We start from the raw sequence: 12,939 nt of genomic DNA, 5'->3' as shown, positions 1-12,939 counted from the left end.
CTGGCTCTCCCTCGTCAGCTGCTTTTCGCGGTGTAACGCAGGTGAAGGATGATGTCGGTGATCGAGGCGATCATGTCCTCTTGCCCTGCACTGAACTGCAAGGCCCAGCGGGAAATCGCCCCGGTGCCTTCAAAGGGCAGGTAGCGCTCATCATCGAAGTTGAAAACGAACAGGCCGTCGTCGTCGACGCCGGTTGAAACGGCGATCTGCTGGCTGGCGCGCATGTTTTCTTTCGGCGCGCCTTGCGGGCCGTTTATCTGCACCGCGTTGTAGGTTTGCGTCAGGGTGGCGCGAATGTCCTGATACGGGCCGAGGGTCACTGGCAGCGATACACTCACGCGCTTGATGCGGCGCAGGTAGTGGCCCGGGTAATCGGCATCGAGCATGGCCTGGGTGATTTCAAATTCGGCGATGTTTTCATCGGCCAGGCGGGCGAGCACGGCGTCCCAGCCCAGATTGATGCTGGGATCTTCTTCGTTCGATACGGGGAATTGTTTCACCGACACCGTCTTGACGATCTCCTGCTTGCGGTCGTTGCGTGCCAGGTAGGCCGCATCCATGCGCAGCAGGTTGAGCTTCAGCGATTCGCCGGCTGTCAGGCCACGCCAGGCGTCTTTCCATGCGGCGGGCTTGATGAAGGTAGTTGCGTAGTCGGCAATTTCGTATTGCCAGCAGGCCTGGGCAGCCAGGCACAGAGAAAAGGTGGCGTCGTAGGCCTGATAGTAAAAGGTCGAGAACTGGCTGTTGAGCCACTGGTAAAGCTGGCTGTTGGTGAAGCGTTTGTTGAGGAAGGCATACACGACTTCAGCCTGCTTCTTGGCTTCCTGAGACTGGCGAAGTTGCAAGGCGGTGATACGGGTCTGCGCATCATGGACGGCCAGTTGTGCGGTGAGGTGTTCAGATTCCAGCTGGGCCTGATCGCGAGCGTTTTCCCATTCCTGTAGACGGCGGCGGAAAATTTCCGTACGTTCCAGAGCGATGCCGATACTGTCTTCGAGTGCGGCGATGGCCTCTGCGCCAATGGCGACCATTTCAGGAATACCTTCAAGCTGGAATCCTCCCCCTGCGCCACCCGTTGCTACCCCGCTCGCATATCCTACGGTTGCGCTTGAATGAATGCCTAAATGGTTTGGGACGGGTTTAAGCCCGGAGGCAACAGCTTTTGAAACCGATGCACCACCGCTTGCCACTCTGGCTACCATATGAGCAGCGAGCGCATCGCTCTCCACGCGAGTGACATTTTCGTCCGCCAGCTTGCCGTAAAAGCTGGCCCGCGCATCGGCTATCGCTTTGCTGGCTTCCAGCGCCTTGCGCGCTTCGATTTCGACTTTTTGAGCCTCCAGTTGCAAATCGATGGCGTACTGGGCGAACTTCCACGCCAGTTGTTGTTGCAACTCCATCAGTTGCCCTTGTTCCTTGCGCTCGATGATCGACAGCAGGGTATTGCCGAACTGGATCAGGTTATCCACTGCGGCACTCGCCCGGTTGAACATCACCGCATAACGGTAATGCGGTGTTTCCTGGGCCAGCAGACTGCCCGCGCCGCCTTCGGTGGCACCATTGGCGTAGGCGGCGAGCAGGGCGCGAGGGTCCAGTGGCGCGGCGAACAGCGGCAGCGACAAGGGTTTGCCATCCAGGCTCAGGTTATGGCGCAGGTTGTAGAGGCGTGATTCGACCATGTCCCAGTATTTGGTCAGCTCGGTATTCATGGGCACGATAAAGTGCCCGTTATCTTCCTCGACCAGCGTCGGGTCGTACCCGGAAGTGCTCAGGCGTAGCGACGGCTGAGTGAAACTGATCACTGCCTTGCCATCATTGGCCGCCGCGCTGTCGCGGACCTGCTGTTCCTGTTGGATCAGTTGCGTCTCGAACGCGCGCAGGCCAGGGTTACTGGCTCCGGCCAGATCCGCCAGTTTGATCGGTGTCCACTGGCTGGTGATCACGGCATCGGGGCGCGGGCCGAGCAGATCGAGGATGCGCACGTACCACAGCTTGGCTTCGCCGAGGCTGTCGGGGGTTACTTGCCGATAGGCCATGTCGCCACGGTCGACGAGGTTCTTGATGTAGTGGAAATACACGGCCTTCTGATAACGGACCGGGTCGCTGGCGGCGATGCCGTCCGGGTCGATGGGGGCGCGCATGAAATAGTCGGGGTCCGGCAACTCGGTCAACGGTCTTACGTTCCAGTAATCGGGCGCGCCAGTGCTGGAGTTTTCCTTGCGCCCCGGCTCGAAGATGAACCCCAGCCAGAATTCGGCTTCGTTGAAGCGCTGCTCCAGGTTCAGGCGGTAGGAAATCATGAATGGCAGATGCAGGAACAACTCCCAGAAGTACAGGCCGTTGGCCCCTTTGAAGTCCATCTTGCTGGGTTCGGTTTCTTCGCCAATCGCCGGTTCCGGTAGCTGTTGTGTTCCCCAGGACAACAGCGCTTCCAGGGCGATATTGGCCTTGTTGATCAGTTCGCGGGCGAACAGGGTGTTCATGCGGATCGGGTCGCGTTTGTCGTCAGTCGAGCCGTCGCTGAATTTGATGCTTGAGTCGGAGAAGTCGATGTATTCGGCAATGCCCAGCAGTGGGTCGGTGCGTTTGTTGATTTTGGGGGCGATGGGGTCGACGCCGCCTTCGGACTCCCAGGTGAGTTCTATTTCGGTGGATTTGATGGCGGAGCCAATCCATTCATGGGTCGTGTGTCTGTTAACGCCAACGCCATGGGTTATAAAGAATTTTTTCGACCCGTCAATATAGGTGGCAGGCAGCAAAGGCAATAATGTTGATTTGTTCAGGGGGATGGTTGTTTGGTAATGACTAGGAGGAGTCAGTTTATCTTTGTGTGAGGTTTGGCTTATATCACTTTGCACGCCATAGGGCGAGTTCATATTTACCGGGTGGCTAAAATATTGATTCATGATAACGGCTGGGCGGCCGTTAGGGTTTAACCATGTTGTAGTGGGGGAAAAAATAACAGGTTGGTCGGGAGGCGTAAAGCCTGCCAGTGCCCAGGTTAGCTTGCTGGGGTCTGATACGATTGTGTCTATAAGCTCTTTCTTTACAATGCCACCGGTTAGATCAAGCTCTACGTTACTGTCGAGCCCGGGAAATTCTATATAGTAGTGGGTGTGGTCTGATTTTAATAGAAAATCCGTAAGTCCTGGTCTGAGTGAATCTGTACGGCCTTCTGCTAGGCTGAAGGTTAGATTTCCTTTTCGTGGAAGTATGGTATATCCACTGAAGAGAGAATCTTTCGCCAGGCTGTAATAGTTTTCTGGTCCAGATGTGTAGTTGAGCCTTATGACCCAAAGTGCAGGAACTAAGGCTATGCTTATGAGTATCTGGCCTTCTCCCGCACCATTGATTTCCGAGGTTATAGTTGTTGTTAAGGTAAGCTCTGATTTTTCATGGTTTATGGTTGCCCTGTCGGCGATCAGGTCGGATATCTTTGGCTGCCAGCCTTCGATGTTCCAAATGTCAGTATCGCTGTTGGGGGCTGTGGTTTTTATACTTTTAATCCCGATGTAGACACTCCACGTGAACTGAAAATTTCCTTTGTTTTTTAAAGCCAGTGCCCAGCAGGTTTTACGAATGCGGCCTTCATTAGGCTCGGCTTTTGCAGGGTCATAGTTGTCCCATACAAAACCGTCTTTGGGAAACGACCTTTCCTTATTGAAGTTTTTGTCAATGAGCGCGGTGTGCAGCAGGGCATAATCCGAAGTAGAGCCGTCCGTATCGCCACTGACCAGTTTTTCCCCTGCATAGAGGGCGATAAACAGTGATTCCGGTGAAGCTGAAACGTCAAACACGGCGATGCTGTTCAGGTCGTTTTCAAGGTTTACCGGCTTGTCTGCAAAGGTGAACGTTTTGAGCGATGTGACATCCATGTAAATCAGCGGTGCGCTCCAGGAGTCGTCATATTTCTTGTACGAGACATTGAAGAGCAGACGCACCTTGGGCGTGGCGGTCGGTGGCGGGGCCGGGGTAATGGGGATGCTGCCATCGGGGTCGGGTTTGATACTGCCTGTGGGCAGAGAGACGTCAATCTCTTCGACGACAGGGATCATATCCACCCAGGTCACGAACAGCCGGTTATTGAAAAACACCGGCCGCAGCGTGCGCTCAATCGTATTGGCGTTGACCCCGATTTCTGCCCGCTTCCAGTCCGACCAGGCACCCGGCGTCGGGTAGTCGTGCTTGGGGCCTTCAGTGCCTTCCTTGTAGGCCCGCTCGTTCATATCGACGGTGCGCCAGTAATAGATATTCTCGGCGCGAGACTTGCCAATAAAGTAATACTTGCCCTCAGCAAAACGCTCCGTGTCGATATAGCCGTTGATAACGGTCAGGTTCGCCACTTCCTCGAAACTGGCCAGGTAGGACTTCACGGCCTCCTGGGTGGTGTCGATACTGATCTTGTTCTGGTTGATATCGTTTTCCAGATTTTCAAAGTAACCGGATTTCTTCATCCGCAGGGCCGGGGAAATGAAGGTTTCCGGGTAGAGCGCCAACTGCATGTTGGCGGCCCAGATCGGGTACTGGCTGCTGCGCTCGCGCCATTCGACGAAATTTGCTTCGGTGGGCTGCAGCAGGTCATAACCGGGCTCCATACCCATCAATGCGCCGTTGATGAACTGCTGAACACTGCCGATGGCCGAGGCGACGTAACTGGTTTCGACTTCGTTGATCACCTGATTGTCGATCAGGAAGAACTCATACAAGTCGTTGGCGTTTTTCAGGCGTTGGTCCAGGCCAAGACTCCTCAGTAAAGGAGAGTTGGGGACCACTTCGCCGAGGTAATAAGTCACCAGTGCATCCCGAAAGGATTCGTTGAGCTGGCTTTCAATGGAGCGAGACATAATGTGCAGCTTCCCTGGCAATTAATAGAAATCCATTCGTTCAGTGTTCAGCGGCTGATCCCCATGACGCCCTGTCAGCCACTTTTCGCGGTATAGCGCAGGTGAACGATGATGTCGGTGATCGAGGCGATCATGTCCTCCTGGCTGGCACTGAACTTCAAGGCCCAACGGGAAATCGCCCCCGTACCTTCAAAGGGCAGGTAGCGCTCGTCATCGAAGTTGAAAACGAACAGGCCGTCGTCGTCGACGCTGGTCGACACGGTGATCTGCTGGCTGGCGCGCATGTTTTCTTTCGGTGCGCCTTGCGGACCGTTCATCTGCACCGCGTTATAGGTTTGCGTCAGGGTGGCACGGATGTCCTGATACGGGCCGACCGTCACCGGCAGCGACACACTCACGCGCTTGATACGGCGCAAGTAGTGGCCCGGGTAGTCGGCATCGAGCATCGCCTGGGTGATTTCAAATTCGGCGATGCTCTCATCGGCCAGGCGAGCGACCACAGCATCCCAGCCCCTGTTGATGCTGGGATCTTCTTCTGTGGAGATGGGCAATTGCCTCACCGATACCGTCTTGACGATCTCCAGCTTGCGATCGTTGCGCGCCAGATAAGCCGCATCCATGCGTAGCAGGTCCAGCTTCAGCGATTCGCCGGCTGTCAGGCCTCGCCAGGTGTCTTTCCAGGCGGCGGGCTGAATGAAACTCGCTGAATAATCGGCAATTTCGTATTGCCAGCAGGCTTGTGCGGCGAGGCATAGGGAGAACGTCGCATCGTAGGCCTGATAGTAGAACGTCGAGAACTGGCCGTTGAGCCATTGGTAAAGCTGGCTGTTGGTAAAGCGTTTGTTGAGAAATGCATAAACGACCTCGGCCTGTTGCCTGGCTTCCTGAGCCTGACGCAGTTGCAAGGCGGTGACGCGAGTCTGGGCGTCATGCACGGCCAGTTGCGCCACGATCTGTTCGGATTCCAGCTGGGCCTGTTCGTACGCATTGATCCACTCCTGCTGGCGGCGGCGTAACATTTCCACCTTTTCCAGAGCATCGCCGACACTCTCTTCGAGTGTGGCGATAGCTTGCGCGCCGATGGCGACCATCTCGGGGATACCCTCAATTTCAAACCCCCCTGCAGCGGCGCCTGCGGCTGCTCCGACCGCCATCCCGCCAATCACGCCTGCATGAGCGCCAGCGTGGTTGGGAGTTACTTTCATCGCTGCGGCGGCCGATGACGAGATGGCCGCCACACCGGTGAACACCTTGGCACTCATATGGGCTGCAGCTGCAGTGATCTCTGTCCCTGTGACATTCTCCTCCGCCAGCCTGCTGTAGAAACTGGCCCGGGCATCGGCTATCGCTTTGCTGGCTTCAAGCGCCTTGCGCGCTTCGATTTCGACTTTTTGAGCTTCCAGTTGCAAATCGATGGCGAACTGCGCGTATTCCCACACCTGCTGCTGTTGCAACTCCATCAGTTGCCCCTGTTCCTTGCGCTCGATGATCGATAGCAGGGTATTGCCGAACTGGATCAGGTTATCCACTGCGGCACTCGCCCGGTTGAACATCACCGCATAGCGGTAGTGCGGTGTTTCCTGGGCCAGCAGGCTGCCCGCGCCGCCTTCGGTCGCCCCATTGGCGTAGGCGGCGAGCAGAGCGCGTGGGTCCAGTGGCGCGGCGAACAGCGGCAGCGACAAGGGCTTGCCATCCAGGCTCAGGTTATGGCGCAGGTTGTAGAGGCGTGATTCGACCATGTCCCAGTATTTGGTCAGCTCGGCATTCATGGGCACGATAAAGTGGCCGTTGTCTTCCTCGACCAGTGTCGGGTCGCTGCCGAAGGTACTCAGGCGCAACGACGGCTGAGTGAAACGGATCACTGCCTTGCCTTCATTGGCCACCGCGCTGGCGCGTACCTGCTGCTCCTGTTGGATCAGTTGCGTCTCGAACGCGCGCAGGCCAGGGTTACTGGCTCCGGCCAGATCCGCCAGTTTGATCGGTGTCCACTGGCTGGTGATCACGGCATCGGGGCGCGGGCCGAGCAGATCGAGGATGCGCACGTACCACAGCTTGGCTTCGCCGAGGCTGTCGGGTGTCACTTGCCGATAGGCCATGTCGCCACGGTCGACGAGGTTCTTGATGTAGTGGAAATACACGGCCTTCTGATAACGGACCGGGTCGCTGGCGGCGATGCCGTCGGGGTCGATGGGGGCGCGCATGAAATAGTCGGGGTCCGGCAGCTCGGTCAACGGTCTTACGTTCCAGTAATCGGGGGCGCCAGTGTTGGCGTTTTCCTTGCGCCCCGGATCGAAGATGAACCCCAGCCAGAATTCGGCTTCGTTGAAGCGCTGCTCCAGATTCAGGCGGTAGGAAATCATGAACGGCAGATGCAGGAACAACTCCCAGAAGTACAGGCCGTTGGCCCCTTTGAAGTCCATCTTGCTGGGTTCGGTTTCTTCGCCAATCGCCGGTTCCGGTAGCTGTTGTGTTCCCCAGGACAACAGCGCTTCCAGGGCGATATTGGCCTTGTTGATCAGTTCGCGGGCAAACAGGGTGTTCATGCGGATCGGGTCGCGCTTGTCGTCAGTCGAGCCGTCGCTGAATTTGATGCTTGAGTCGGCGAAGTCGATGTATTCGGCAATGCCCAGCAGTGGGTCGGTGCGTTTGTTGATTTTGGGGGCGATGGGGTCGACGCCGCCTTCGGATTCCCAGGTGAGTTCTATTTCGGTGGATTTGATGGCGGAGCCAATCCATTCCTGGTCTTTTTTAGTTTTAATCCCGACGCCGTGGGTAATGTAGAACTTTTTTGAACCCTCCATAAAAGTGGCGGGTAATGTTGGCAGTAGGGTTGCTTTATTAAAGGGGATGACTATGGATTGGGGAGTGGGTGTGAACAAACTTTCTTGGTCTTGCGTTTTAGTGATGTTTCTTTGAGGGCCATAAGGCAGGGCCATGTTTTGAGGGTGGCTCATGTACTGGTGGAGCGTAATTTCAGGGTTTGTATTAGATGCTTCAATGGTTACGTTGAGTGGGAGGGGGATTAGGAGTTCCATCGTAATAATCCCTGCCTTGATATCATTTATGTCATAAATTGTCTCACCCCTGACTAAACGGGTAAGGTAATGATTTATATAGCCGTCTGTAGCATCGATCGTTTTTGATTCCTGACCGAATACGTAAGGTAGGTGATTTTTGTTTCTTATGAAATCGATTAATTCTATAGGCAGTCGGATATCATGGCTTTTATAAGCAGAGAATTGGAAAGCTAATACTGTAGGTTCGATGTCTGGTGGCAGAAAGGTAATGAGTGAGCCTTGCAATAGTTTGTTGTAAACGCCTTCTTTTGGGCCTACTAACAGGTGTAAGTGAATGAAGGGGCCCTCTCTGTCGGAAAAAGTTATATCAATGGTCATCGGTTCAGGATCACTATCACCGCTTTCCGGGATGATGTCGGCATTGATATCGGATGTTAAGCGTATCGTAGAGCTGGCGTGGTCAAGAGTCGGCTGTTGGATAGCCGGATCTTCCATCGCCCGTATCCTGGACTGCCAACCGTTGTAGTCCCAGTCGGCAGACCCGGGAAGTGCGGGTTTGGTAATAATGGGCTTTAAGCCAATGTGAACACTCCAGGTGAACTGAAAGTTTCCTTTGTTTTTGAGTGCCAGCGCCCAGCAGGTTTTACGAATACGACTTTCATTAGGCTCGGCATCTGCTCCATTGTAATTTTCTTCTACATAACCCTTTTGGGGGAACGACCTTTCCTTATTGAAGTTCTTGTCAATAAACGCGGTGTGCAGCAGGGCATAATCCGAAGTAGACCCGTCCGTATCGCCACTGACCAGCTTTTCCCCTGCATAGAGGGCGATAAACAGTGATTCCGGGGAAGCCGAAACGTCAAACACGGCGATGCTGTTCAGGTCGTTTTCAAGGTTGACCGTCTTGCCTGCCCGGGTAAAAGTCTTGAGTGACGTGACATCCATGTAAATCAGCGGTGCGCTCCAGGAGTCGTCATATTTCTTGTACGAGATATTGAAGAGCAGACGCACCTTGGGCGTGGTGGTCGGTGGCGGGGCCGGGGTAATGGGGATGCTGCCATCGGGGTTGGGCTTGATACTGCCTGTGGGCAGAGAAACTTCAATCTCTTCGGAGACAGGGATCATATCCACCCAGGTCACGAACAGCCGGTTGTTGAAAAACACCGGCCGCAGCGTGCGCTCAATCGTATTGGCGTTGACCCCGATTTCTGCACGCTTCCAGTCCGACCAGGCACCGGGTGTAGGATTATCGTATTTCGGTCCCTCGGTACCTTCCTTATAAGCGCGCTCGTTCATATCGACCATGCGCCAGTAATAGATATTCTCGGCGCGAGACTTGCCAATAAAGTAATACTTGCCCTCAGCAAAACGCTCCGTGTCGATATAGCCATTGATAACGGTCAGGTTCGCCACTTCCTCGAAACTGGCCAGGTAGGACTTCACGGCCTCTTGGGTGGTGTCGATACTGATCTTGTTCTGGTTGATATCGTTTTCCAGATTTTCAAAGTAACCGGATTTCTTCATCCGCAGTGCCGGGGAAATGAAGGTTTCCGGGTAGAGCGCCAACTGCATGTTGGCGGCCCAGATCGGGTACTGGCTGCTGCGCTCGCGCCATTCGACGAAGTTTGCTTCGGTGGGCCGCAGCAGGTTGTAGCCCGGCTCCATGCCCATCAGCGCACCGTTGATGAACTGCTGAACACTGCCGATGGCCGAGGCGACGTAACTGGTTTCGACTTCGTTGATCACCTGATTGTCGATCAGGAAGAACTCATACAAATCGTTGGCGTTTTTCAGGCGTTGATCCAGGCCAAGGCTCCTCAATAAAGGGGAGTTGGGGACCACTTCGCCGAGGTAATAAGTCACCAGTGCATCCCGAAAGGATTCGTTGAGCTGGCTTTCAATGGAGCGAGACATAATGTGCAGCTTCCCTGGCAATTAATAGAAATCCATTCGTTCAGTGTTCAGCGGTTGGCCGCCATGACGGCTATGCCGACGTTTTTCCAGAGTTCAGGTTCGCTATCAGAGGTGAGGTCCGTGGCGTTGAGAATCTGGTTGGCTGCCAGCCCGGTCAGCGCATTGGTGCTGTGCATCCGGTTGATCCAGTCCACTTCGTGCATGGAGATGGCAATACCTCCATGAGCGGTCAGGAACGCACTGGCAGTCAGAACCTCGGAAGCGCTCCAGCCAGAGAGCGCAGCCAGGAGGTTGGCGCACAGTTGCGCCAGCTCGCTCGCCCTGGCTGTTTCCAGACCATTGGCTCGACTTAAATAACCGAGCAGCGCTGTTTCAGGGTGTCCACCGCTATCGCGCCAGTCACGATAGCGATCCAGCAGATAGAAGCTTGTGGGCGACAGCTCCAGTGGTGTCTTGAGAGTGGCGTGCAGCCATTGGGGATAAACCAGAAAAGTACGCAACGCCTGAGCGCTTAGCCCCAGTTGTTGATTGGCCTCTGCGTAGCGCACCAGGGTCATGAGGGCGTCGATCACCGCCAGGCCGGGCGCACTCAATGGCAGGCTCAATGGCGCGTCAGCGGTGGCGCTCAACAACTGACCCAGAAACGTGTCGGCGCTGCTGCCTGCCCAGCGCATGACGGTTTCGCTGCGGTCCAGCGGCAGGCCAGCGTTGGTTTGCAGCAAGCCTTCCATCAGGCGGTGCTGGACGAAATAGCCCTTGAGAATGAACTCAAGCAACCGCGTGGTCACCTCGGCTTTTTCTGACTCTTCCAGGTTGATGGGCTTTAGTTTCGCTTCCAGCGCAGCGGCAATGACCAACGTCTGGTCGTCAAGCAGACTCAATGCCTGGGCCATGACCAGTCCGCTTGCGTCAATCAATGTTTTCAGTACGTTGCCTGACCAATCAATGGCCGTGCCGGCATTGTCCTTGGCAGGCAGGTTCAGCAGATCAAGCTTTGCAGCAGTCAATGCGGCATCACGGGTTTCTGTAGCCAACTGGTTGAGTTGATCGATCAGGCTCTGCGGTATGGCCGCTTGCGTACTGTCGATGCCCAGTTGACGGCGCAGGGTCGCTACATCGCGCCCGGTGTCCTTGAGCCAGGTCACGGCCCAGTCCAGTTGCATCAGAATATCGAGAATGTCAGGTTCCACGTTTGTATCGTCAGCCGCTGCGCGTAGCTTGCCGGTCACGACTTTTTTCCGGTACGACTCACCGCCCAGCAGGTCAACCAGCGCTCGACTGTCCTTGGCTGCCAGCCCGAACATCGAGGCGATGCGGGTCTGGCGGTACATTGAAGAGATCATGCTGGAATTGCGTATAAGATCTTGCGGAGCAGCACCGATAAGATCGCGAGTATCCATCGCTATTGGCCACAGATCATCCTGAGTCAGGGGTAATTGCAGACCAGCGCATATCTGGGCAAGCGTTCTGTTGTTATTGCTATCTGTACTGTTGAGATAAAACCTTGAGCCATTGAGCACCAGGGGCGTGTCGAACAACGACGGGTTATTGAAGACCTTGTCGAACATCGGCAAATGTCCGTCATTGGCATAAGCGCTCAGTCCATGGAGGAACGCGGCAAACTCTTCTGGCTCGAGGGTGTAGCGGCTGCGCAGGTAACGATAGGTACCAAGGGTCCGCAAGACGTTTTGCGTCAATACGGCAGCAGTATTTTCGGCTCCCTCCGACCGAATCACCGCCATGATCAGCGTATCCAGTTCTGCAAAGGGAATGTCCATCCAGCGTTGCAGGCGGATCATGCGTTGCAGGCGGTCGAAGCGGTCCACGCTGGTGTTGATCAGTCGTGTATTGCCCTTGTCGTCTCTGCTCAAACCCAGCGGTTGCTGATCAGACGGACCATTGACATAACAGGCACCGTATTTGACAGCGCTTGCCTGAGGCTCGATGGCGTTGTGCCCTGCCGACAGGACATTGGGTGATCCATAGGGGGCATGGTTGTGCACAGCCAATACGGCTTCGACCTCATCACTGTTCAGGCCGGTTTTCTCGATGAACACCTTGAGCGAATCCAGAGCGTTGGCCGCCCCCTGGATATAACTGACACCGTAATGGGTTTTGAAAAAACGGGTGATGGTCAGCAGGTCTTCCTGATCATCCTGCACGTCGTCTGCGGTGTTGGCTGGCGGCGGTTCCAGTGGCAGGGCAGGGGCCAGCACAATTGCCTGTTGCTCGGGGCTGAACCCGCTCATCATCACCTGGGCAATGGCGCTGTTGTGTTGCAGTGCTCCATAGGCGCTGGTCCCTGCTGTAGTGGCAGGGACCTCAAGGCTGACACGGTAACTCAGCTCGCCCAGCCTCGGCTTCTTACCCCCAAGGCCCAGGGTGATCTGTTGATGGTGAAAGTTGTACGGGAACAGAAAGGGGTGTTTCTTTTCCGCCACCAATTGATAAATGGTCTTGTCCTTGTCTCCCTCGACGGTGTCGACATAGGCATCGATGGCTTTGGTCAGCACCTGATTGACGATCTGTAGCGTAGGCACCGGTGTGAAGGTGTTTTGGTGGTCGATCAACAGGTCTTTCAGGTCAGGGCGGCGGTCATCAAGTTTGATACGGTTCGTTTCCGGAGTGCTGTTCTCCAGCTCTTCCAGGGCAAATCTGTACAGGGATGTGAGATACGCCGCCGGTGAGTCCTTGGCCTCAATCGCACCTACCTTGCAAAACAGGTCCCAGTTCTCCTTGAACAGGTTGGGAAAGCTGGGGCCGATATCCACCAGCGAGCGAACACCGGTGCGGCTGGTGATGGTCTGTGTACGCCCGGACGAAACCAGTTGGTTGCGGTACAGCCGCACGATCTGTGTGGCGTAGCAACGGGCGTTTTCATACGCCAGTTCACCGTTGGCATCGCTCAACCTGGCCAGTTCACGCACGAAGGCCGGTTTGGAGCGGCGCACGATATCGAATACCGAGGTAATCCCCATCTCTTGCAAGGCACTGACAAAAGCCACTTTGCCATCGGTGCGTTCTGTGGTGGATGCTTCGGCCTTGGCGAGGTTTCGTAATAGAGAAAAGGGTTGGTCGGTCATGTCAGTGCTCCCTGCTGGATAACTGACAGCTTTTTTCAGGATCAGGTTTTTGTCATCTGACAGAAATGACAGTGGGCCATA

General features: G+C 55.3%; 3 protein-coding genes. All 3 read right to left on the bottom strand.

Translation table 11 applies throughout. The annotated features are described in order from the left end of the window. Nucleotides 1–14: 14 nt before the first annotated feature. Nucleotides 15–4,844, bottom strand: a complete 4,830-nt coding sequence (locus KQP88_RS19600) for a Tc toxin subunit A-related protein (RefSeq protein ID WP_216703956.1) — start codon at nt 4,842–4,844, stop codon at nt 15–17. Nucleotides 4,845–4,918: 74 nt separating this feature from the next. Further along, a complete protein-coding gene (locus KQP88_RS19595) occupies nt 4,919–9,775 on the bottom strand; it encodes a Tc toxin subunit A-related protein (protein WP_216706003.1) in 4,857 nt (1,618 codons plus the stop codon). 47 nt (nt 9,776–9,822) lie between these two features. Continuing rightward, entirely contained in the window at nt 9,823–12,858 is a 3,036-nt protein-coding gene (locus tag KQP88_RS19590; RefSeq protein WP_216703955.1) for a Tc toxin subunit A, read from the bottom strand. Nucleotides 12,859–12,939 lie beyond the last annotated feature (81 nt).

Source organism: Pseudomonas lijiangensis (genome assembly GCF_018968705.1).
Classification (GTDB): domain Bacteria; phylum Pseudomonadota; class Gammaproteobacteria; order Pseudomonadales; family Pseudomonadaceae; genus Aquipseudomonas; species Aquipseudomonas lijiangensis.
Note: the sequence above shows the minus strand (reverse complement) of the source record. Positions and strands in the feature narration are given on the sequence as shown.

Coding starts and splice junctions, on each gene's coding strand:
- KQP88_RS19600 (WP_216703956.1), bottom strand. CDS start 4,844: ATGTCTCGCTCCATTGAAAGCCAGCTCAACGAATCCTTTCGGGATGCA.
- KQP88_RS19595 (WP_216706003.1), bottom strand. CDS start 9,775: ATGTCTCGCTCCATTGAAAGCCAGCTCAACGAATCCTTTCGGGATGCA.
- KQP88_RS19590 (WP_216703955.1), bottom strand. CDS start 12,858: ATGACCGACCAACCCTTTTCTCTATTACGAAACCTCGCCAAGGCCGAA.